We start from the raw sequence: 21396 nt of genomic DNA, 5'->3' as shown, positions 1-21396 counted from the left end.
GCGCTGGCATGGGGCTTGCGGTGGTTACCGGCACGCGCGTGGTCGACAGCGGTCGAGGCGCATCGCAATCTGTATTTGGAGGTCCCATGAACCAGAACATGACCCAACTCAACGAGCTCATCGAGATCACCCGCGACGGTCAGCATTTCTATCAGCACGCGATTGACGAGGTGAAAGACGTCGAATTGCAGCATCTGTTCCGCGATATGGCGCAAGCCAAGACGCATATCATCCAAGCGCTGTCGGTAAAGGTTGCGGCCAACCAGCAGCAACCCGCACAAGGCGGCACTACCGCAGGCAAGCTGCGCGAGATGTATGCCGACACCAAGGCGAGGCTCGGCGACAGCGACGCGGTTTACATCGACCAGCTTGACCAGACCGAAGAGCGCATCCTGGCGGCCTTCGAGGATGCACTGAAAACAGCTGACCCTGATGTGAAGGCATTGCTAGCCATTGAGCTGCCGAAAATACGTGCCTGTCATGAGCGCATTCATACCCTCAATCACAGCGACAGGAACCGCAGGGATTAGTCCGTCGTGCAAATCGCCCGGCGCCATGCATGGGCATCGTGCAATATAAATTGGCGCAGCGATGTTTGGTGAATCTAAGTTGTTGAAATTAAAGGATTAATAGGAAGTCTAACGGATGGCACGAGCCCTGCAACATAACCGCTAAGACAGACATGCCCCGCATGCTTAGAAGGAGTTGAGGATGAATCGTCAAGCACGTTTCCTACTGGTTGGAAAAGGTTTTCTTACCGCCGCTGTGGTCACGTTGATCATCGGAGCCGAACAGCCAATGTCGGAACCGCTCAGCCAGACACAGCATGAGTCAGCGGAACGAATCCGCATGTACGACGCTCAACCTGTAGGGATTGTGCAAACCGGACCTGCCCAGCAGACAATTGATTATTTGCGGGAGCGGTCGGAACAACGTTGGGTTTTCTAGTTGGAGATAGGCGACCCGATCCTTGCGGATCGGTCCGCTGAAGATGTCCTGAACCGAAGAGGAGTTACACCATGCTGAGTTGGGCTATTACGTTTCTGATCATTGCCATCATCGCTGCAGTACTGGGCTTCGGTGGTATCGCGGGCACTGCAACAGGTATCGCCAAGATCCTGTTCGTAGTATTCCTGGTGTTGTTTGTTGCTTCGCTGATTTTCGGACGAGGCCGCGGCCCACGAGCCTGATGCGGAACGCCGCTCATCAGAGCGGCTGCAATATTAGGGAAGTAACAGTGGCTGGATGCCTTTTTTCAAAGCCTTCGCTAAAGCGAAGTGCTGGTACTGAGGTCAATCATCCTTCTGGTGATTACCCATCAGCCCCTACAGCGGGGGAGCCAAGGGGTCGGGACGCTCTTAACGGAGCGACCTAGGGGTACAGGGAGTGCCTCCGACATGGACCGGGCTCGGCGAAAGGCAACCGAAGGTGGGATGCTACCTTCGGCTTGCGATTTCTCCACAGCAGGCCACCCCTAGCGCGAATCTCGCCCTCCCATTGGCGTACCGGCCGCTGGCAATAGCGGTTACTGCACGATCTAGTGCAGCGCCCCAGTCAGATTCGCTGCACCTTCTATAGCTTCGCCCTGTTTGGTTCATGGCCGTTCTCCAGCCGCACCGCTATCATCGCCCGCAGTCATTCGTTGGAGAACCCCATGCTCAACGGCCTCTGGCTGGGCTTTTTTCTGATCGCTGCAGTTGCGGCGCTGGCGCGCTGGTTGCTCGGCGACGATCCGGCTGTGTTCGCCGCACTGGTCGAGAGTCTATTCGCCATGGCCAAGCTGGCCGTGGAAATCATGATCGTGCTGTTCGGTACGCTGACACTCTGGCTCGGGTTTTTGCGTATCGCCGAAAAGGCAGGCCTGATCGAACAGCTAGCGCGCCTGCTGGGTCCGCTGTTCAGTCGGTTAATGCCTGAAGTGCCCGCCGGGCACCCTGCATTAGGGCTTATCACGCTCAACTTCGCTGCCAATGGGCTGGGCCTCGACAATGCTGCTACGCCGATCGGCTTGAAGGCGATGCGGGCATTGCAGGAGCTCAACCCCACGCCTCACATCGCCAGTAACGCTCAAATCCTTTTCCTGGTGCTCAACACTTCAGGCCTGACTCTGCTGCCGGTGACCATTTTCATGTATCGCGTGCAGCAAGGCGCAGAGGACCCCACGCTGGTCTTTTTGCCGATACTGCTGGCGACCAGCGCTTCGTCGCTGGCGGGACTGCTCGCCGTGGCGCTGGTGCAGCGTCTGCGCCTGTGGGACCCGGTGGTCCTTGCCTACCTGATACCCGGTGCGCTGCTGCTGGGTGGTTTCATGGCGTTGCTCGCAGGGCTATCGGCCACTGCACTTTCTTCTCTTTCGTCGTTGCTCGGCAATCTCACGCTGTTCGGCCTGATCATTGCCTTTCTGGTCATTGGGGCGCTGCGCAAGGTTCCGGTCTATGAAAGCTTCGTCGAAGGTGCCCAGGAAGGATTCGACGTCGCCAAGAGCTTGCTGCCGTATCTGATCGCCATGCTTTGCGCGATCGGTGTATTTCGGGCATCTGGCGCGCTGGATTTCGGTTTGGACGGCATTCGCTGGCTGGTAGACGCGCTGGGCTGGGACACCCGCTTCGTCGATGCGCTACCCACCGCGCTGGTCAAGCCGTTTTCCGGCAGTGCCGCGCGCGCCATGCTCATCGAGACGATGCAGAGCCAGGGTGTCGACAGCTTTCCAGCATTGGTTGCGGCGACAGTGCAGGGCAGCACCGAGACGACCTTCTATGTATTGGCCGTTTACTTCGGTGCGGTGGGCATCCAGCGGGCGCGGCATGCGGTGGGCTGCGCTCTGGCGGCGGATGCAGCGGGAATCGTTGCGGCGATTCTGGTTTGCTATTGGTTCTTTGGCTGAATCGGTAATTCGCATGGTCTCGCCCAGACCGCCAGCAAGACGCAGGCGCAAAAAAAGAACCCGCCAGTGGGCGGGTTAAAGCGTGGCTCGTTGCCAAAACCTGAATAGCGGCTCAGCCAGAAACATCACCATAAACAGTCTTAGCACCTGTAGCGCGGTCACCAGTGCCACCGAAAGCTGCAGCGCTTCTGCCGTCAGGCACAGCTCGGTGATGCCTCCCGGCATCATCCCCAGCATCAGCGAGGTCTGGTTCAGTGTGGCGGCCCAACCCAGGATCTCGGCAAGGCCGGCTGCGGCGAGCATCGCCAGCACCGTGAACAGCAGGATGCGCAGCATGAATCGCGGTGCGCTGCGGAAGAACGGCCGATCGAAATGACAGCCCAGCGAGCAGCCGATCAGCCATTGGCCGAACTGACCGATGCCCTCAGGCATACCCAGATGCAGATCGAAAGCGGCGCTGGCAACGGCACAGACCGTGAGCGGGCCCAGCATCCAGGGGTTGGGTTGGCCGAGCCGCTTCCACAGCAATGCCAGCAGCCCGCCCGCCGGCAACAACACCGCCAACCAAGGCCAGCTCACCGGCGCCGGTGGCGGGGCGTCCACAGGCGGCAAACTCCAGGTAAACAGGGCGGGGATAATCAGCACCACCAGCAGCAGTCGCATGCTATGAGCAGCGGCGACCATAGCCGGTTGCGCGTCGTGACGTCCGGCCAGGTTGACCATCTCGCTCGCGCCACCCGGCATGCTGGAGAAGAACGCCGTGGCGCGGTCCGTGCCGCTGCGCAGGAGAATGAAGATGCCGATCAGGCTCAGCAGCAGCGTGCATAGCGCACCGGCGAGAATCACGCCGAAGTGCTGAAGTACCTGCTGCATGACCTCGCTGGTGAAATGCAGGCCGATGGCGCTGGCGATCAACCATTGCCCGACCTGCCGACCCCGGGGGACTTCCCTTACCAGCCAGCCACTGCAGCGAACCGCAATGACTGCCAGCAGCGAACCGACCATCCACGGCAGCGGCCAGTTCGCCAGGCTTGCCAGCCAGCCGCCGAGGGCGCCGACCAGAGGCGTCGCCCACCATCCCGGCAACTGGCGTGGCATCTCAGGCATTCGCCTCGTTCAGCTTGCCGCGACGGCGCTGGCGCCACCAGCGTAGGCCCGGCATGGCCAGCATCAGCGCGGCCATCGCCCAGAGCACCAGCGTGATCGGGCTACCCCAGAGGATGCCCAGATCGCCTGCCGAGATCGACAGCGCACGGCGCAGGTTGTCTTCCATCATCTCGCCAAGCACGAAGCCGAGGATCAGTGACGACAGCGGGAATTCCAGCTTGCGCAGCAGGTATCCAAACACGCCAAGGCCCACCATCAGCACCAGGTCGAACGTCGTGCTGTGCACGGAGTACACGCCGACCACGCTGATCGCGGTGATGGCCGGGACCAATACCCAGTTGGGCACGCTGAGCATCTTCGAGAACAGGCCGACCAGCGGGATGTTCATCACCAGCAGGATGACGTTACCGATGAACAGCGAGGCGATCAGGCCCCAGACCACATCGGGCTGCTGCTCGAACAGCAGCGGGCCGGGGGTGATGTTGTACAGCGTCAGTGCGCCGATCATCACCGCGGTAGTGCCCGAGCCCGGCACACCCAAGGTCAGCATCGGGATCAGCGAGCCGCAGGCGGAGGCGTTGTTAGCCGCTTCCGGTGCGGCCAGACCACGCAGGTCGCCCTCGCCGAACTTGCCGCTGTCGCCTGCCATGCGCTTTTCGCTCATGTAGGTCATGGCGCTGGCGATGGTCGCGCCGGCACCGGGCAGGGTGCCGATAACAAAGCCGGCCAGGGCGCTGCGCACCATGGTCCAGAAGGTGAAGCAGAACTCCTTGAAGTTGAACAGCAGGCGTCCGCTGGCCTTGACCGCCTTTTGGCCGCTGTGGGTCTTTTCCAGCATCAGCAAGACTTCGCTGACGCTGAAGAAACCGATCACCACGATCACGAACTGAATGCCATCGGACAGGCTCACGCTGCCAAAGGTGAAACGGTAGACGCCGGTCGTGGAGTCCACGCCAACGGTTGCCAGACCCAGGCCGATCAATGCCGCCATCAGGGTTTTGACCGGCTTGTCGCCAACCATGCCGCCCAGACAGGCGATGGCGAAGATCATCAGTACGAAGTATTCCGCCGGGCCGAAGGCCACCGCCCATTTCGCCAGCAGCGGCGCGAACAGCACCACACCGCAGGTAGCGATGATGCTGCCGATGAACGAACTGACCGCCGACAACGACAGGGCGATGCCCGCCTTGCCCTGGCGCGCCAGGGGATAGCCGTCGAGGGTGGTCATCACAGCTGCAGCGTCGCCAGGTACGTTGAGCAGAATCGCCGAGATCCGACCACCGTACTCGCAGCCCAGGTACACAGCGGCCAGCAGGATCAGCGCGGTCTCCGGCGGCAGGCCTAGCGCAAAGGCGAGAGGCAGCAGCAGGGCTACGCCGTTGATCGGGCCGAGCCCAGGCAGCAGCCCGACAACGGTGCCAACAAAGGCGCCGAACAGCGCCACGAGCAGGTTCATGGGGCGTGTGGCGACGTCGAAGCCTTGCCACAAGAAATTCAAGGTTTCCATTTTCAGCTCTCCAGCAAGCGCAGCACGCCAAGCGGCAGCGGCACATCAAGCAACAGGTCGAACAGGCCAAAGAGCAACACGCCCATCAGCACGCCGCTGATCAGGCTTGGCAACAAGCGCCCGTTGAACAGCAGGCCAAGGGCGAAGGTGGCCAGCGCGGTGGTGATGACGAAGCCAAGCTGCTCGAACAGCAATGCGTACGCCAGCAGAACCAGGACGCAGTACAGGGCGCGCCGGGCCATGGTCCAATCGAACGGCGGCGTTGGGTCGCCGTGTGGTTTGCAGAGCAGCCAGAGCGCGCCGCAAGCCATCAGGAACAGCAGCAATAGCGGGTAGGCGCGCGGGCCGACCGGGTCGTAGGCGAAGGGCGCCTCGAAACCCCAGGCGAGCAGCGCCAGTCCGGCGCAGGCGAGCAGCCAGGCCGCGGCAAAGACACGAACGTACATGGTGGTTACCTCGGGAGGAGCGGGTAGCGGCTGCCCTTGGGAAGCCGCTACCGGCAGGGTGTTACTTGACCAGGCCGAACTCGCCGGCGAGTTCCTTGTAGTCGGCGACCTGCTTGTTGACGAACTCGGTGAGCTCATCGCCTGTCATCGACAGCGGGAACAGATCGCGTTGCTCGCGCAGCTTGGCGAAGTCCTCGTCGGCCAGCAGCGTGTCGAACTGGGTCTTCCACCAGTTGAAGTCTTCATCGCTGACTTCCGGGCCCATGTAGAAGCCGCGGATCACCGGCCAGCTGATGTCGTAACCCTGTTCCTTGGCGGTCGGGATCTCGGACATCTTGCCCGGCAGTCGATCATCGGACAGCACCGCGAGGATGCGGATCTTGCCGGCTTCGAGCTGCGGGGCGACCTCGCCCAGGCCGCTGCTGGTGACTTGCACGTGCCCGCCAAGCATGGCGGTGAGGGTTTCGCCGCCGCCTTCGAACGCGACGTAACGCAGTTTCTTCGGATCCACGCCCGCGGCGCGGGCGATCAGCGCGGTCTGCATCCAGTCCTGCCCGCCAATGGTGGCGCCCGCACCAAAGACAACGCTGGCGGGGTCTTTCTTCACTGCGGCGATCAGGTCGTCCAGGTTCTGGTAGGGCGCATCGGCGCGTACCGAAATGGCGCCGTAGTCGGTGCCGATGCCGGCCAACCAGCGCACGTCGCTCTCGTCATAGCGACCGAACTTGCCCTGCGCCAGATTCAACAGCGAGCCGCTGGAAAACGCGGTAATGGTCGCCGGGTCGTCGGCACGTTGAGCGATCACAGCGTTGTAAGCCACCGCGCCGACTCCGCCAGGCATGTAGGTGACGCGCATGGGCGATTCGAGCAGGCCTTCGTCTTTCAGGCCGCTCTGGGCCAGCTTGCAGGTCAGGTCGAAGCCACCGCCGGGCTTGGCCGGGGCGATGCACTCGGGACGCTTGGGCTCGGCGAACAGCTGGCTGGACAGGACCAGGCAGGACGAGAGCAGGGCGATACGACGGATTGCTGTCTTCATGGGTGTCTCCTCTGATTCTTATTGTGGACGGCTTTACCAGATGGGCAGGCTGTAGCTGACGATCAGGCGGTTTTCGTCAGCGTCACGGGCGAAATCGGAACGGAACATGGCGTTGCGCATGCGCACGGCCACGTTCTTCAGCGGACCGGTTTGTACGACGTACTTGAGTTCGATGTCGCGCTCCCACTCGCTGCCATTGCTGCCGCCGCTGTACTCGGCGTTATCACCGGAGATATAGCGCGTCAGGAAGGTCAAGCCGGGGACGCCGATCGAGGCGAAGTTGTAGTCGTAACGCGCTTGCCAGGAGCGCTCGTCAGCGTTGGCGAAATCGTTGATCTGGACGAAGTTGACCAGGTAAGGGTTGCTGCCGTCGACGTAGGCGTAGCCGGTGTCACCGTTCATTTGCTGATAGGCGAGGCTGACCTTGTGGCCACCCAGGCTGTAGCCCACCATGCCGTTCCAGGCCTGGTTGTCGATCTTGCCGGCATTGGCTGCGCCGGTGTCATCACTGATCATCAGGCGCAGGTCGGCGGTCAGCGACGAATTCTCGCTCAACGGCTGCACAGCCTGCAGGTTGAAGAAGTGTTGACGATAGATGTCGTCCAGCTCGGCGGCGTAGTAGGTGCCGATCAGCTTTTCCGTGAAGTCATAGCGAGCACCGGCAAAGGTCAGGTGATCGGCCTCGGCAGCGCTGTCGAAACGACCATTCTTGTTGTTGACCTGCAGCTCCTGAGAGTTGGTCGAAGCACGGTCGATGACCTTGTCCAGACGCCCGCCGGTCAGGGTCAGACCGGTCACGTCCTGAGACACCACCAGGGTGCCTTCGAACACCTGGGGGAGGGTTCGGCTGTCGCTGGCGGTAACCACCGGCGTTTCCGGGATGTGGCTGCCGTAACGCAGTTCGGTTTCCGAGAACTTCGCCTTGGCCGTTAGACCGAGGCGGCTGAACTCGTCCGGCGTGCTGCCATCGTCGCGCACCGGCAGCAGATCGGTGTTGGTGCGGCCACCGCCGGAATCCAGTTTGACGCCGAGCATGCCCATGGCATCTAGGCCGAAGCCCACAGTGCCTTCGGTAAAGCCTGATTCGATGTTGAGCAGGAAACCCTGCGCCCATTCTTCACGCTTGGACTGGCCGGTGCCCTCGCGGTAATCGCGATTGAGATAGATGTTCTGGGTTTGCAGGGTCGCGCTGCTGTCTTCGATGAAATCGGCCTGGACCATGGGCGCCAGGGAGGCAGCCGCGACGGCGAGGGCAAGACGAGCAGGGGCGGGTTTAATTCTGACGGCAGTCAGCATCCTTCAATCTCCACTATTGTTTTTGTTGTGGCGGCGTTATGCCGCGCCAGGTGGATCGAGCCACCTGATCCCGATCCTAGGCGGCGAAACTTTCGCCAGGCTTTCACCGGCGAAAGCGGCGTGTGATGTGCCTTGCCGCTACACTGGCGGCCCGTTCCGTGTGTGGCAGAGGACAGGCTATGCGGATTCTCCTGGTCGAGGACCACCCCCAGCTGGCTGAAAGTGTGGCGCAGGCGTTGCGCGCGGCTGGATGGACGGTCGACCTGCTCAACGATGGCGTCGCCGCCGACCTGGCGTTGTCCACCGAGGACTACGCGTTGGCGATTCTCGATGTAGGTCTGCCCAGGCTTGACGGCTTTCAGGTGTTGTCGCGCCTGCGTGAACGGGGCAAGACGCTGCCGGTGCTCATGCTCACCGCCCGCAGCGAGGTCACTGATCGGGTCCATGGGCTCAATCTTGGCGCTGATGATTACCTGGCCAAGCCGTTCGAGCTTTCAGAGCTAGAGGCGCGCGTCAAAGCGTTGTTGCGGCGCAGCGTGGCTGCTGGCGAGCGCCAGCAGCGCTGCGGTTCGCTGGTGTATGACCTGGATGCGCGGCGCTTCAGCCTCCAGGGGCAGCCGCTCAACCTGACGTCACGGGAGCAGGCGGTTCTCGAGGCATTGATCACTCGGCCCGGTCGGGTCATGAGCAAGGATCAACTGGCGGCGCAGGTATTCGGCCTCGACGAGGACGCCAGTGCCGACGCCATCGAGATCTACATCCACCGGCTGCGCAAGAAACTCGAAGGCAGCGCGGTGCGTATCGTCACGTTCCGTGGCTTGGGCTATCTGCTGGAGGCAGCGGATGCGTGAAGCGATACAGCCGCGCGCTGGCAGTTTGCGCGGTGGGTTGCTGCGCAGGCTGGCGATGCTGCTGACCCTGCTGATGCTGTTCAGTGGCTGGAGCGCCTACTGGAACGGGCGTGCGGCCGCCGACACTGCCTACGACCGAACCTTGCTGGCTTCGGCCCGGGCCATCGCCGATGGCCTGGTTGCCAATGATGGGCAGCTACGCGCCAATGTGCCCTACGTAGCGTTGGACACCTTCGCCTACGACAGCGCCGGGCGCATCTACTATCAGGTGCTGGATACCGAAGGCCGGCTGGTCAGCGGCTATGAGCATCTGCCCGCGCCGGGTGCCGAGATCCGTCGCACTGACGACTATCCCGCGCTGGCGCGCTTCTACGACGGGGAATTCCGGGGCGAAGGTGTGCGGCTGGTGAGCCTTCTGCAGCCGGTGAGCGAGCCGGAGCTCAACGGCATTGCTGAAATCCGTGTCGCCGAAACGCTGGGCGCTCGTGAGCGCATGGCCCGCAGCCTGCTGGTGGATACGCTGTGGCGTGTTGGATCACTGGCCATTGCTGCGCTGGTGCTGGTGTGGCTGGCGGTCAGCGCGGCGTTGCGTCCCCTGGGCAAACTCAGCGAGGCGGTCGAACAGCGCCAGCCTGACGATCTGCGACCGCTACCGCTGGTGGCCGTGCAACGCGAGCTGAAACCTCTGGTGGCAGCGCTCAATCACTTCACCGAGCGGTTGCGCGGGCAATTCGAGCGGCAGGCGCAGTTCATTGCCGACGCCGCCCATGAGCTGCGCACGCCATTGGCGGCGCTCAAGGCGCGGATCGAACTCGGCCAGCGTGAACAACAGCCGCAGCGTTGGCAGGAGACGCTTGAAGCAGCCGGAGCCCATACCGACCGGGTGATTCATCTGGCCAACCAATTGTTGTCGCTGGCGCGTATCGAAACCGGCGCGCAGTCGATTGCTGAAGGCGGTGCCCAGCGCCTGGACCTCAGCCAGCTGGCGCGGGAACTGGGCCTGGCCATGGCTGCGCTGGCCCACAAACGGGGCGTCGCACTGGCGCTGGAAGCCGAGCAGCCGGTATGGATCGACGGCGAGCCGACACTGCTGACTGAGCTGCTCAGCAATTTGCTCGACAATGCACTGGCGCATACGCCAAGTGACGGCAATGTGGTGCTGCGGGTGACGGACGAGGCTGTGCTGGAAGTGGAAGACGACGGTCCGGGGATTCCCGAGGCGGAGCGCGCCAAGGTCTTCGCCCGTTTCTATCGTGTGCACCAGCAAGGGCGGGGCGCCGGGCTTGGCCTTGCCATCGTTGGCGAAATTGTTCGTGCCCACCGGGCGACTATCGAGCTGGATCAGGGCGCCTTGGGCGGGCTGCTGGTAAAGGTGCGCTTCCCGCCACCGGCTCCCGACTCAACTAGTTGACGGCTCGAGAGCCTCGTCGGCTTCGGCAATTGCCACCTGATTGCGACCGTTGTGTTTGGCCCGATAGAGCGCCGCATCGGCACACGCCAGCAAGTGTGAAGGGGAGCAGTTGGCAGGCGGCTGCAGGGTCGCCACGCCGATGCTGATGGTCAGTTCCAACCGCTGCTCGCCATGAGCGGGCCGTAGCGCTGCCACGGCTGCGCGGACTCGTTCGGCCTGTTCGCCGGCTTCGCGGCTGTTCATGCCTGGCAGCGCGATGACGAACTCTTCGCCGCCATAGCGTGCAACCACGTCGCCGGCCCGTTGGCCGTGTTGCTTGAGCGTATCGGCTACCAGCCGCAGGCAATCGTCACCGAACGCATGCCCGTAGGTGTCGTTGACCCGCTTGAAATGATCGATGTCCAGCAGCAGCACCGACAATGGCGTCTCGGTGCGTTGGGCGCGGCGGATCTCTTCGTCGATCATCAGGTCGAAATGACCCCGGTTCGACAGCTGGGTCAGCGCATCGGTAACACTCATACGGGTCAGTTGCTCGTTGACCCTCTCCAGGCCGCGCTTGGCCTCTTCCAGCGCCCGAGTTCGTTCGTAGACCCGCGCCTCGAGCGCCTCGTTGTTGCGGATCTGCATCTCTAGCGCCTGCTGTTGCGCCTGGAGGCGTGACTCGCGCTCCTGCGCCAATGCATCGGAGGCCTGCAAGGCACTCTGCTGCGCCAAGATCCGGCGGTCACGCTCGTGATTGATGCGCTCGGCCAATGCCATCGACAGCAGCACGAACTCAGCGAACATACCGATCAGTTGGCCATGTAGGGTCAATGCATTCAGCGGCAACAGCCCCTCCAGCGCCAACAGGTGGGCGATGGTGGCGACCAACAATGTCGACCAGGCGATGGTGAACAGGCGTGCTGAACGGTTGCCTCGAATCCACAGGTTGATGACGGTGGCCATCGTCAGGATGCAGTGAACCAGGGCGACCGGTTCGGCCATCAAGTAACGACCCAGCGAGGGTGCGAACAAGGTGACCAGAATCACCACGCCCCAGTAGCCCATCAGCACCCGGGTGACCAGCCAGGGCCAGCCGCCATAACTTCGGACCTTGAGAAAGCGACTGGCGAACAGCAACGGGGTGAAAAAACACAAGGCTGCCGACAGCGCATAGAAGCGGCGGGCGAAAACAGGCGTGTCGGGCCACAGGAATAACTGGCCGAAGCCGGTTATCGTGAGGACGTAAAACAGCGCGCTGAGAAGATAGGCAACATAGAGCAGATAGGCCGCGTCCCGGGTGAACACGAACAGGCTGCTGTTGTAGAGAAGAATCACCAGCATGCCGCCGAAAAACAGGCTGATCATCGCGACGTCGGTAATTTTTTCGGCTGCGAACGCCGTTTCATCGTAAATGCTCAACGGCAACGCCATGAGTTCATGGGCTCGTACCTGCATGTACACCACGGCGCGTTCATTGCTACGCAGCTCTAAGGGGAAGACCAGGTTGTGGTCTGCTAGCGCTTGATCACGCTTGGGAATGTGATCGCCCGCCTGCATCAAGGGACCCCACTCGCCTTCGGCCGGGTAGAACAGACGTACACGCACCTTATCCAGGACAGGCCATTTCAGGCTCAGGTACCAGCGCTCGGCGCTTGTGGCATTGCTATCAACTTCGAAGCGCACCCATGCGCCGTCCCGCTGTTTCTTGAGATTGGGCTTGGCTAACGGCTGCCACTGCCAAGGGGCAGTGTGAGCGGCTGCGAAGTTGGCATCGGGATGTCCGGGTAGCCACTCCACCGCGCCCATATGGAGTTCCGCACCGCTTTTGCTGACGACGCTTGGAACAAAAGCCGCGATGGCCTGGCCCGACATGAGGCCGGCAAAGGCGGTTAACAGGCAGCAGAGCAAGAGCCGGCGGAATCGCATCAGGTGAGAGGTCTCGTCTAACGACCCATCGCGACGCATAGGCAGCCGTGAGGGTCAGGCAGTGGTTTGGCCATCGAAACGATACGGCTAATGTCGTTTTGATACCACTGCTAGGCTACTAACGGCTCGCCCATCCATCGGAACGTCAATCGGAGCCTTCTTGACCGGCTAACCGCGTCGCCGTGTCCAGAATTGCTGCACCAGCATTTCCATGCTGCCAGCCAACTGAGCGACACCCGAAGCAGTCTCTCGGCTGCGCAGCCCACTTTCTACATGCTGATCGGAGCCGCTACGAATGCTCACGATGTTCTGATTGATGTTCTCGCTGACGGCACTCTGCTGCTCGACGGCCGAGGCAATCTGCATGCTCATGTCGCTGATCTCGTTCACTCGATTGTTGATGTCCTGGAGCGAGCGTGCCGCTTGCTCAGCCTGCTCGACACTTTCCATGGCCTGATCTCGGCTGCGTTGCATCACTTGCACCGCTTGACGTGCACCGCCCTGCAAAGCCGCGATCATCGAGTTAATTTCCTGGGTGGACTGCTGGGTTCGAGACGCCAGGCTACGAACCTCGTCTGCAACTACAGCGAAGCCACGCCCCTGTTCGCCGGCGCGGGCGGCTTCGATGGCAGCGTTAAGGGCGAGCAGGTTGGTCTGCTCGGCGATGCCGCGGATGACATCCAACACCTTGGTTATGTCGTTGCTGTGCGCTTCCAGTTCGAGAATGACATCACCGGCGTGCTGAATATCCTGAGCTAACCGGCCGATAGCCGCCCCGGTCTTATTGACAACATCCGTACCGGTTGCAGCTTCGCTGTTGGCTCGGCTGGCTGCCTCGGCGGTGCGCTGGGCGTTGTTGGCGACTTCCTGCACGCTCGTCGCCATCTGGTTGATCGCGGTGGCAACCTGATCGGTTTCGCTCTGCTGACGCGATGCGCTCTGTGCGCTGCTGTCCATGGCACCCACCAGCTCCCGTGCATGCATGCTCAGCTGGCGTGAGGCATCGCCGATTCGGCCAACCATGGCCCCGGCTTCGGTTTCGAGCAGTTTCATGGCATAGCTAATCTGGCCGAACTCGTCGCGGCGCCCCGTGTAGACCAACTGACCGACCGCATCATCCCCCACCTGACGGGCCTGTGCAGCAAGACGCTGCAGAGGCGCAAGCGCCATGTAAGCAAAGACGCTCGCGCTCAAGGTAGCCGCAGCTGCAGCCGCTACGGCCGCCACGAGGCTTGCTCCGCCTAACAGTGCCCCTCCGATAGCGCAGGGAGCAGCACCCAGGGCGACGAGCAGGGCGACGCGGCTACGCACGCCCAAGGGGGAGCGGCGCAGAGCGGCAGGTGGCCGCTTTTCGCGCAGTTGCGCATACAACGTTTCGGCTGCCGCTACCTGTGCGGCCTGCGGCTTGGTCCGCACCGATTGGTACTCGACCACTTTCCCGTTGCGGCTGATGGGGGTGACAAAGGCGCTGACCCAGTAGTGATCGCCGTTCTTGCAGCGGTTCTTCACCATTCCCATCCATGACCTGCCAGCACGAACGCTGGACCAGAGGTCACCGAATGCTTCGGGGGGCATGTCGGGATGGCGGACTATGTTGTGATGCTGACCGAGCAACTCACGCTCTTCGAAACCGCTGATCTTAATGAAGTCGGGGTTTACATAGGTGATATCGCCGTTGAGGTCGGTGGTGGACAGTATGTTGGCTGTCTCACTGAAGGACACGTCGCGTCCGGTGACCGGTACGTTCAAGCGCATGGTGGAATCCTCTGAAACTAAGTGATTTTTCCGCCACGGACGTCTTGACCGATGCCCAGACTGGACATCGCGCAACCCTGCTATCCACCTTGCGGTGAAATCCTCGGACTTCCAAACGGTTCCTATTCGGGCTTGCTAAATCGAGCCTTTAAACGGCCTTGTTGGTGCTTCGGCCTGCACGTTGCTCTGCTTGTAGGGCGCACTCGCACTACACCGAGTGACGTCATTGTGATATCGGCTGCTGGTCAGCCATCCGACCAAAAGACCGACCCCTTTAGTCGGGTAATGGCCCTGTGCTATGAGGCGATCTTATACATATAAATATTTATGTACAGATATTTGTATAGGTATTTCAGGTTTATTCCGCAGACGAGCAACCCCCCATCCCTAAATGGGTCATAGCCATGGTCACAGGGCGCCCATAGCCGTGAGGTTGAGGTCCGAGCTGTTACCGAGGCAGCGGCCTGCTAGACTCCAAACTTCCCGCGTGGCTCACGAGGCCTGCAGGACAATTCCAAAACAACCAATAAGGAGTGGATCCATGAAAGGCAAATCCTTGGCATGGATATTTTCCGCCGCATTGGCGGGGACTGGTCTGAGCGGCATGGCTCAGGCGCAAGAGCAATTCGTCACTATCGGTACCGGCGGCCAGACGGGCGTCTACTACGTTGCCGGTCAGTCAATCTGCCGCTTCGTCAACCGTAACGCCGAGGACCTGAAGTGCAACGCGCCGGCCAGTGGCGGCGGCGTGGCGAACGTCAACGGCCTGCGCAGCGGCGAATTCAATTTCGGCATCATGCAGTCGGACCACCAGTACAAGGCGATGAAAGGCCTGGAGCCGTTCAAGAGCGAAGGCGCCATGGAAGACATCCGTGCCGTGTTCTCGCTGCAGAGCGAGGTGTTCACCGTCCTGGCGCGCCGTGATGCCAACATCAAGAGCCTGGATGATCTGAAAGGCAAACGCGTCAACATCGGCAACCCAGGTTCCGGTCAGCGTGACACTCTTGAAGAGATCATGAAGGAAAAGGGCTGGGACAAGTCGGCCTTCGCGCTCGCCGCCGAACTCAAGCCGGCCGAGCAGGCCAGCGCTCTGGGCGACAACAACATCGATGCCATGACCTACTTCGTCGGTCACCCCAATGGCGCGATTCAGGAAGCCACCACTACTGTCGACGCTGTTCTGGTACCGATCACCGGTCCTGAGATCGACAAGCTGTTGTCCGAGAAGAGCTACTACACCAAGGCTGAAATCCCAGGTGGCATGTACAAGGGCAACGACAGCGCCACTCAGTCGATTGGCGGCAAGGCCGTGCTTTCAACTACGTCCAAGGTCGATGACGAAGTGGTCTACAAGCTGGTCAAGTCGGTCTTCGAGAACATCGAGCGCTTCCAGCGCCTGCATCCTGCATTCAAGGATCTGAAGCCGGAAGACATGATCAAGGTCGGTCTGTCTGCGCCGCTGCATGACGGTGCCGTGCGTTACTACAAGGAACGGGGCTGGATGTAACGGCCTTTACGGCTCGTTGCATCGCTGTGGACGGTCCGTCCACAGCATTTGCCTGAAAACCCGTGTGCTTCGTGCCGCGGGTTTTCGCGGTTTCCGTTCCCTGAAAAAACAGGCCAGATTTCATGCAAGACAACCATCCTTCTACTGAAGAGCTGATTGCCAAGGACGTCGGTGCTCGGCTGCCCAGCGGCGCAATGGCCAAGCTGATCGCCAGCCTTGCGCTGCTCTGGTCACTGTTCCAGCTGTGGATCGCCTCGCCGTTGCCCTTCATGCTGCGCATCGGCGTGTTCAATAACACCGAGGCGCGTTCGATCCACCTGGCGTTCGCCCTGCTGTTGGCGTTCCTCGTTTATCCCGCATTCAAGCGCTCGCCGCGCGACCGGGTGCCACTGATCGACATCGCGCTCGGATTGATTGCCGCCGCGAGCGCAGGCTACCTGTTCATCGTTTATGAGCAGCTGGCCCAGCGTCCCGGCAACCTCACCACCATGGACCTGATCACGGCGTGCATCGGTATTCCGCTGTTGCTGGAAGCGACGCGCCGCGCACTCGGCCCTGCCTTGGCGGTGATTGCCCTGATCTTCCTCGGCTATAGCCTGGCTGGCCCATACATGCCAGGCCTGCTGGCCCATCGTGGCGTCAGCTTCACGGCGCTCGCCAATCACCAGTGGATTACCACCGAGGGTGTGTTCGGCATCGCCCTGGGTGTCTCCACCAGCTTCGTATTTCTCTTCGTCCTCTTTGGCGCGTTGCTTGAGCGTGCGGGCGCCGGGCATTACTTCATCCAGCTGGCGTTCAGCATGCTTGGTCATTTCCGCGGTGGCCCGGCCAAGGCGGCGGTGGTTGCGTCCGGCATGACCGGCCTAATCTCGGGCTCGTCCATTGCCAACGTGGTGACCACCGGGACCTTTACCATCCCGATGATGAAACGCACCGGGTTTTCCGCCGAGAAGGCCGGCGCGGTGGAAGTGGCCTCATCTGTCAACGGGCAGATCATGCCTCCGGTGATGGGCGCGGCGGCATTTCTGATGGTCGAGTACGTAGGCATCCCCTACGTCGAAGTGATCAAGCACGCCTTTCTGCCGGCGTTGATCTCCTATATCGCACTGGTCTACATCGTTCATCTGGAGTCGCTCAAGCTCGGCCTTACAGCCTTGCCGCGGGCCAACGTGGCCAAGCCCTGGATGCAGCGGCTGATTGGCTTCGCCTTTGGCGTTGCGCTGATCTCCGGCGTCTCGCTCGCCGTCTATTACGGCCTTGGCTGGCTCAAGCCTGCGCTGGGCGACGCAGCGATCTGGGTGGTCGGAGCACTGCTGGTGGCGGTCTATCTGGGCCTGCTGAAAATCGCCGCGAGCAATCCGCCGCTGCCGGCCGAAGACCCCGACGCGCCGCTGGAAAAACTGCCACAGACTCGGCCGGTGCTGCTGTCCGGCCTGCACTTTCTGCTGCCGGTGGTGGTGCTGGTTTGGTGCCTGATGGTCGAGCGCCTGTCGCCTGGCCTGTCCGCATTCTGGGGGTCGGTCATCCTGGTCATCATCCTGCTGACCCAGCGACCGCTACTGACCTGGATGCGCCGCGACGGTACTCACGCGCACGGCAACTTCATGGACGGCGTGATCGACCTGCGCGAAGGGTTGATCGCCGGTGCACGCAACATGATCGGAATCGGCATCGCCACCGCAGCGGCAGGGATCATCGTCGGCGCCGTCTCGCAAACGGGCGTGGGCTTGGTGCTGGCCGATTTGGTCGAGCTGCTGTCCATGGGCAACCTGATGTTGATGCTGCTGCTCACGGCATTCCTCAGCCTGATCCTCGGCATGGGCCTGCCCACCACTGCCAACTACATCGTGGTGTCCAGTCTGCTGGCGCCGGTGATCGTGGCGCTGGGGGCGCAGAGCGGGTTGATCGTGCCGCTGATCGCGGTGCATCTGTTCGTCTTCTACTTCGGCATCATGGCTGACGTCACGCCGCCGGTGGGGCTGGCCTCATTCGCTGCGGCTGCCGTGTCCAAGGGTGACCCGATCAAGACGGGTGTGGTGGCCTTCTACTACAGCCTGCGTACTGCCGCGCTGCCATTCCTGTTCATCTTCAACACCGACTTGTTGCTGATCGATGTGTCGTTCTGGCACGGAATGGTGATCTTCGTCATCGCGACACTGGCCATGCTGATCTTTGCAGCCGGTACCCAGGGCTACTTCCTGGTGCGCAGCCGCTGGTACGAAAACGTGCTGCTGCTGTTGATCGCCTTCACGCTGTTCCGTCCGGGCTTCTGGATGGACATCGTGCATGACCCCTACCGTGACATTCCGCCTACGCAGTTGGTCCAGGCGCTCGAAGCAGTCGAGGAAGACAGCCAGCTGCGCCTGCGCATCCGGGGTGAAGACGCCGTGGGTGACATGCGTGAGTTCAGTCTGCTGATAGCCATCCCGAACGGCGAGACCGGCGCGGAAAAGCTGGAGAAGCTGGGCGTGATGACCTATGAGGAAGACGGCAAGGTGCTGATCGACAGCGTGACCTTCGGCAGCCCTGCCGCCGAGCTCGGATTGCAGTTCGATCAGGAAATTCTGGCCGTGCGCGCGCCGACCGACCGCTGGGCCAAGGAGTGGATGTGGCTACCCGCTCTGTTGCTGTTCGGACTGGTGGTGTGGATGCAGCGGCGTCGGCAGCGGGACTGACCCGTTCGCGACGCTGACTTCAACCCCGGCCATGCTCTGCATCGCCGGGGTTTTTCTTGCCCGCACCGACCATCGGACCCGTCGGGATCAGGCCGGCTTGCCCGGCGGCAGCTGCTGCTTGATCCGCGCTTCTCGCACTGCCTGGCTTTCGCCCGAGACGCGCGGCTTTCCGCTGCCGGAGCCCTCCAATGCCGGGTACGCCGCGCTGCAGAACAACGAGTTCAGTCGCTTCATGTCGGCAATCAGCTCCAGATGGGCGGCGCTGGTCTCGATGCTCTCCACCACCTGCTGGTGCAGCCGATGGACATGGGCGTGGGCCAGTTCGCGCTCACGCTTGCGGAATTGACGCTTCTGCTGCAGCAACTGGCGCGCACTGTGGGAATCACCGGAGAGAAACACCGACAGACCCAGGCTCAGATTGGCGCTGAGCAGGCTGTGCAGCTGACCGAGTTCGTCCAGCCCGCTGTCGGAAAACGAGCGCCGCTTGGAAATCTTCAGGTTCTGCACCTTGCCCAGCATGTGCTCGATGATGTCGCCGGCCTGCTCCAGGTTGATTGCCAACTCGATGATTTCGGCCCAGCGCCGGCTTTCCTGTTCGGCCAGGTCCTCGCGCGGCATTCGCGCCAGGTAGAGCTTGACGCCGCTGTAGAGCGCGTCGACATCGTCATCCAGGCGGCGGATGTCCTCGCCCGGCTCCGGCCGGTCTTCACGCAGGGCTTCGAGCAGGTGTACCAGCATGGTTTCCACCAGATCGCCGATGCGCAGCGTCTCGCGTGTGGCGTTGGCCAGGGCCAGCGAGGGGGTGTCCAGCGCAGTGGGGTCGAGATGGCGCGGCTGCGCAATGCCGTTATCCAGAGGCCGTTCCGTCAGCACCCGCTCGCAGAGCCTGGCCATCAGGCCGACCGTTGGCAGTAGCACCAGGCAACGTAGCGAGTTGTACGCCAGGTGGAAGGCGATGACTTGGGTTTGCGCACTGAAGCCGAGCGTTGCCATCCATTCCACCGTCATCGGCAGGAACGGCAGCACCACAAGGCCTGCGAGCTTGTACAGCAGATTGCCCAGCGCTACCCGACGGGCCGGCACCGGTTGCGGCGTCGCATTGAGCCAGGCCAGCACACCGCTACCGACGTTCGCACCGATGACCACACCCAGCGCCACCGGCAGGCTGATCAGCCCGGCACTGGCCAGCGTTGCGGTGAGCAGAACGGCGGCAAGGCTGGAATACGACAGCACCGCGAACAACGCGCCGACCACCACGGCCAGCAGGGTGTCGCCGGCCAGAGAGGAGAACAGCACGCGCATTCCGCGCGCTTCGGTGATAGGTTCGGCGGCGGCAACGATCAGCTGCAGCGCCAGAATGATCAGGCCAAGGCCGATCAGCACGCGACCGAACTGGCCGGCACGGGTCTGTTTGCGCGAGAGGAACAGGCTGACCCCGACCAGGGTGAACAGCGGAGATAGCCACGACAGGTCCAGGGTCAGCACGCGGGCCATCAATGCGGTGCCGACGTCGGCACCAAGCATGATCGCCAAGGCGGTCGGCAGCGCCATCAAGCCCTGCGCCACGAACGAGATGGCCAGTAGGGCCGTGGCGTTGCTGCTCTGTACCAGCGCGGTGACGCCGATTCCAGCCGTGAATGCCATGGGCGCGTTGGCCATGCTGTGGCCGAGCAACCTGCGCAAGTGCGAGCCATACACCCGCATGATTCCGGTGCGCACGATGTGCGTGCCCCAGACCAGCAGCGCGATGGAGGACAGCAGGTGCAGCAGCGTCAACATCGGGCAGGGTCTCCGGCGACAGAATGATCAACAGACACAGCCAGTCTCGCCAAAGGCGGGAGTTCAGCTGTGGGTTATATCCGGTTGACCATGGTCGGCAGCCGCCCGTTCACGAAATCGTCATGAACCGCTGCGCTTGCATCAGTTGGGCGAGTAGTAGCCCACGCCTAGCAGCACGTCGTCGACCCGACGGATCAGCGAGTGCTTTTTCTCCACCGCATTGGTCGCCGGATTGCGCCAGACATAGTCGACGGTTCCGCTGCCCTTGTTCTTGGCCAGTTCGATCATCTGCTTGAACAGCGGCGTACCGGCGGCATCGGTGACTTCGCGAACATCGACACCCACCAGGTTGGGGGAAGCGCCGCTGGCGCGGTACTGGCCGTCTTCCAGGCCGATAACGAATACATACTCGTCATTCATCACGAAGCCGCCCTGGGGGTCGTTGAAGGCCTTGAACGCAGCCTCGCCACCCGAACGTTTCATCAGCGCTACGGCTTCATCCAGCATTTTCTGCGCGTGCTCGGCGGAAGAGCGCGGGATGTAATACCCCACCGCGAGGATTTGATCGCCGACCTTGCGGTACAGACTGGTCTTGTTCTCGACCTTATTGTCGGCCGGGTTCAGCCAGTGGTAGTCCATCTGACCGCTGTCAGCGGTGCGGGCACCGTCGACGATCTGGCGGATGAAGGGTTTACCGGCGGCGTCCTTGAGGTCCATCACGTTGAGCCCAACCAGCGCGCGCGACGCACCGTTGCTGGCCAGCATCGTGCCGCTCGGGTCCAGGACGAACACATAGTGCTGGCCATCGACGAAGCTGCCCTGGCGGTCATTGAACGCGGCCAGTGCCTGCTCGGGTCCGTTCGCCTTCAGGTGAGCGGTGGCGCGCTCAAGCAGCGCACTGGCCTGGCGCGCATGGCTGCGCTCCACTGAGCCTTTGGCTGGCGCGTTGTCGGTCACTGCGTAGGCCAGCGGGCTCGCGCTGATGGCCGCACCCAACATGAGAGTCAGCAGGTTCCGGTTGTTCAATTTCATCGATTGCTCCTAGCCTGAGGCAGGCGACAGGTTGCTGGGGGCATTGGGACTGCCTGTCATGGAATATCCTATGGCGGGTAGGGGATTGATATTGAACACAAGAACCGTTGAGTTCCTGCGAAAGGAGTAGGAAGGAACGCCGCACCGGCTATCTACGCATGCCTTTGCAGCACCGCTGCGCAACCGGAACTTGTTACCCTTG

The 21396-nt window shown here is 61.9% G+C and carries 17 protein-coding genes; 8 read left to right on the top strand and 9 right to left on the bottom strand.

Going from position 1 to position 21396, the window contains the following annotated elements; genetic code table 11:
- Positions 1-86: 86 nt before the first annotated feature.
- From ACQKEK_RS08510 to ACQKEK_RS08495, 4 genes are all read left to right on the top strand, one after another.
- Positions 87-530, top strand: coding sequence for a ferritin-like domain-containing protein (locus ACQKEK_RS08510; RefSeq protein WP_128120458.1), 444 nt, complete (start codon positions 87-89; stop codon positions 528-530).
- Positions 531-711: 181 nt separating this feature from the next.
- The gene (locus tag ACQKEK_RS08505) at positions 712-948 is read left to right on the top strand and encodes a hypothetical protein (protein ID WP_499142038.1); all 237 of its coding nucleotides are present in this window, start codon (positions 712-714) and stop codon (positions 946-948) included.
- Between the two features lie 71 nt (positions 949-1019).
- Positions 1020-1190 (top strand): DUF1328 domain-containing protein, encoded by a 171-nt coding sequence (locus ACQKEK_RS08500; protein WP_019341907.1) that lies wholly within the window; start codon positions 1020-1022, stop codon positions 1188-1190.
- A 464-nt stretch (positions 1191-1654) separates the two neighbouring features.
- Positions 1655-2884, top strand: a complete 1230-nt coding sequence (locus ACQKEK_RS08495; RefSeq protein ID WP_499142035.1) for a nucleoside recognition domain-containing protein — start codon at positions 1655-1657, stop codon at positions 2882-2884.
- A 75-nt stretch (positions 2885-2959) separates the two neighbouring features.
- Here the strand turns inward: ACQKEK_RS08495 and ACQKEK_RS08490 are convergent, their stop codons facing one another.
- From ACQKEK_RS08490 to ACQKEK_RS08470, 5 genes are all read right to left on the bottom strand, one after another.
- Positions 2960-3982 (bottom strand): AbrB family transcriptional regulator, encoded by a 1023-nt coding sequence (locus ACQKEK_RS08490; RefSeq protein WP_499142247.1) that lies wholly within the window; start codon positions 3980-3982, stop codon positions 2960-2962.
- A 1-nt stretch (position 3983) separates the two neighbouring features.
- Positions 3984-5498, bottom strand: coding sequence for a tripartite tricarboxylate transporter permease (locus ACQKEK_RS08485; RefSeq protein WP_101152840.1), 1515 nt, complete (start codon positions 5496-5498; stop codon positions 3984-3986).
- Positions 5499-5500: 2 nt separating this feature from the next.
- Positions 5501-5944: a tripartite tricarboxylate transporter TctB family protein gene (locus ACQKEK_RS08480; protein WP_045423533.1), complete on the bottom strand. Its 444-nt coding sequence runs from the start codon at positions 5942-5944 to the stop codon at positions 5501-5503.
- 61 nt (positions 5945-6005) lie between these two features.
- A complete protein-coding gene (locus tag ACQKEK_RS08475) occupies positions 6006-6980 on the bottom strand; it encodes a Bug family tripartite tricarboxylate transporter substrate binding protein (RefSeq protein ID WP_499142032.1) in 975 nt (324 codons plus the stop codon).
- 33 nt (positions 6981-7013) lie between these two features.
- A complete protein-coding gene (locus ACQKEK_RS08470) occupies positions 7014-8276 on the bottom strand; it encodes an OprD family porin (RefSeq protein ID WP_499142030.1) in 1263 nt (420 codons plus the stop codon).
- A 179-nt stretch (positions 8277-8455) separates the two neighbouring features.
- On the opposite strand from ACQKEK_RS08470, the gene ACQKEK_RS08465 reads away from it, so the two are divergent.
- The gene (locus ACQKEK_RS08465; RefSeq protein WP_499142028.1) at positions 8456-9127 is read left to right on the top strand and encodes a response regulator; all 672 of its coding nucleotides are present in this window, start codon (positions 8456-8458) and stop codon (positions 9125-9127) included.
- Positions 9120-10538: a sensor histidine kinase gene (locus tag ACQKEK_RS08460; protein ID WP_499142026.1), complete on the top strand. Its 1419-nt coding sequence runs from the start codon at positions 9120-9122 to the stop codon at positions 10536-10538. The genes ACQKEK_RS08465 and ACQKEK_RS08460 overlap by 8 nt, the downstream gene beginning before the upstream one ends.
- Here ACQKEK_RS08460 and ACQKEK_RS08455 read toward each other — a convergent pair.
- Together ACQKEK_RS08455 and ACQKEK_RS08450 are read right to left on the bottom strand one after the other, a co-directional pair.
- Positions 10527-12446 (bottom strand): sensor domain-containing diguanylate cyclase, encoded by a 1920-nt coding sequence (locus tag ACQKEK_RS08455; RefSeq protein WP_499142024.1) that lies wholly within the window; start codon positions 12444-12446, stop codon positions 10527-10529. The genes ACQKEK_RS08460 and ACQKEK_RS08455 overlap by 12 nt on opposite strands.
- 168 nt (positions 12447-12614) lie before the next feature.
- The gene (locus tag ACQKEK_RS08450) at positions 12615-14201 is read right to left on the bottom strand and encodes a methyl-accepting chemotaxis protein (RefSeq protein WP_499142022.1); all 1587 of its coding nucleotides are present in this window, start codon (positions 14199-14201) and stop codon (positions 12615-12617) included.
- Between the two features lie 541 nt (positions 14202-14742).
- On the opposite strand from ACQKEK_RS08450, the gene ACQKEK_RS08445 reads away from it, so the two are divergent.
- On the top strand, positions 14743-15708 hold the full coding sequence (locus tag ACQKEK_RS08445) for a TAXI family TRAP transporter solute-binding subunit (RefSeq protein WP_499142020.1): 966 nt from the start codon (positions 14743-14745) through the stop codon (positions 15706-15708).
- A 122-nt stretch (positions 15709-15830) separates the two neighbouring features.
- Positions 15831-18383: a TRAP transporter permease gene (locus ACQKEK_RS08440; RefSeq protein ID WP_499142018.1), complete on the top strand. Its 2553-nt coding sequence runs from the start codon at positions 15831-15833 to the stop codon at positions 18381-18383.
- Positions 18384-18470: 87 nt separating this feature from the next.
- Here ACQKEK_RS08440 and ACQKEK_RS08435 read toward each other — a convergent pair whose 3' ends face one another.
- Positions 18471-20162 (bottom strand): Na/Pi cotransporter family protein, encoded by a 1692-nt coding sequence (locus ACQKEK_RS08435; protein WP_499142017.1) that lies wholly within the window; start codon positions 20160-20162, stop codon positions 18471-18473.
- A gap of 141 nt (positions 20163-20303) precedes the next feature.
- Positions 20304-21194 carry a cache domain-containing protein gene (locus ACQKEK_RS08430; protein ID WP_499142015.1) on the bottom strand — a complete coding sequence of 297 codons (891 nt, stop codon included), beginning with the start codon at positions 21192-21194 and terminating at the stop codon, positions 20304-20306.
- Positions 21195-21396: the final 202 nt, after the last annotated feature.

The organism is Pseudomonas sp. NPDC077408 (genome assembly GCF_050269105.1).
GTDB lineage: Bacteria > Pseudomonadota > Gammaproteobacteria > Pseudomonadales > Pseudomonadaceae > Stutzerimonas.
The sequence above is the reverse complement of the archived record's forward strand: the minus strand, read 5'-3'. Positions and strand labels throughout refer to the sequence as shown.

Bases quoted from the DNA above. Each gene is read 5' to 3' on its own strand.
- ACQKEK_RS08490 (WP_499142247.1), bottom strand. From the start codon at position 3,982: ATGCCACGCCAGTTGCCGGGATGGTGGGCGACGCCTCTGGTCGGCGCC.
- ACQKEK_RS08470 (WP_499142030.1), bottom strand. From the start codon at position 8,276: ATGCTGACTGCCGTCAGAATTAAACCCGCCCCTGCTCGTCTTGCCCTC.
- ACQKEK_RS08495 (WP_499142035.1), top strand. From the start codon at position 1,655: ATGCTCAACGGCCTCTGGCTGGGCTTTTTTCTGATCGCTGCAGTTGCG.
- ACQKEK_RS08430 (WP_499142015.1), bottom strand. From the start codon at position 21,194: ATGAAATTGAACAACCGGAACCTGCTGACTCTCATGTTGGGTGCGGCC.
- ACQKEK_RS08505 (WP_499142038.1), top strand. From the start codon at position 712: ATGAATCGTCAAGCACGTTTCCTACTGGTTGGAAAAGGTTTTCTTACC.
- ACQKEK_RS08460 (WP_499142026.1), top strand. From the start codon at position 9,120: ATGCGTGAAGCGATACAGCCGCGCGCTGGCAGTTTGCGCGGTGGGTTG.
- ACQKEK_RS08440 (WP_499142018.1), top strand. From the start codon at position 15,831: ATGCAAGACAACCATCCTTCTACTGAAGAGCTGATTGCCAAGGACGTC.
- ACQKEK_RS08475 (WP_499142032.1), bottom strand. From the start codon at position 6,980: ATGAAGACAGCAATCCGTCGTATCGCCCTGCTCTCGTCCTGCCTGGTC.
- ACQKEK_RS08485 (WP_101152840.1), bottom strand. From the start codon at position 5,498: ATGGAAACCTTGAATTTCTTGTGGCAAGGCTTCGACGTCGCCACACGC.
- ACQKEK_RS08455 (WP_499142024.1), bottom strand. From the start codon at position 12,446: ATGCGATTCCGCCGGCTCTTGCTCTGCTGCCTGTTAACCGCCTTTGCC.
- ACQKEK_RS08500 (WP_019341907.1), top strand. From the start codon at position 1,020: ATGCTGAGTTGGGCTATTACGTTTCTGATCATTGCCATCATCGCTGCA.
- ACQKEK_RS08480 (WP_045423533.1), bottom strand. From the start codon at position 5,944: ATGTACGTTCGTGTCTTTGCCGCGGCCTGGCTGCTCGCCTGCGCCGGA.
- ACQKEK_RS08435 (WP_499142017.1), bottom strand. From the start codon at position 20,162: ATGTTGACGCTGCTGCACCTGCTGTCCTCCATCGCGCTGCTGGTCTGG.
- ACQKEK_RS08465 (WP_499142028.1), top strand. From the start codon at position 8,456: ATGCGGATTCTCCTGGTCGAGGACCACCCCCAGCTGGCTGAAAGTGTG.
- ACQKEK_RS08510 (WP_128120458.1), top strand. From the start codon at position 87: ATGAACCAGAACATGACCCAACTCAACGAGCTCATCGAGATCACCCGC.
- ACQKEK_RS08450 (WP_499142022.1), bottom strand. From the start codon at position 14,201: ATGCGCTTGAACGTACCGGTCACCGGACGCGACGTGTCCTTCAGTGAG.
- ACQKEK_RS08445 (WP_499142020.1), top strand. From the start codon at position 14,743: ATGAAAGGCAAATCCTTGGCATGGATATTTTCCGCCGCATTGGCGGGG.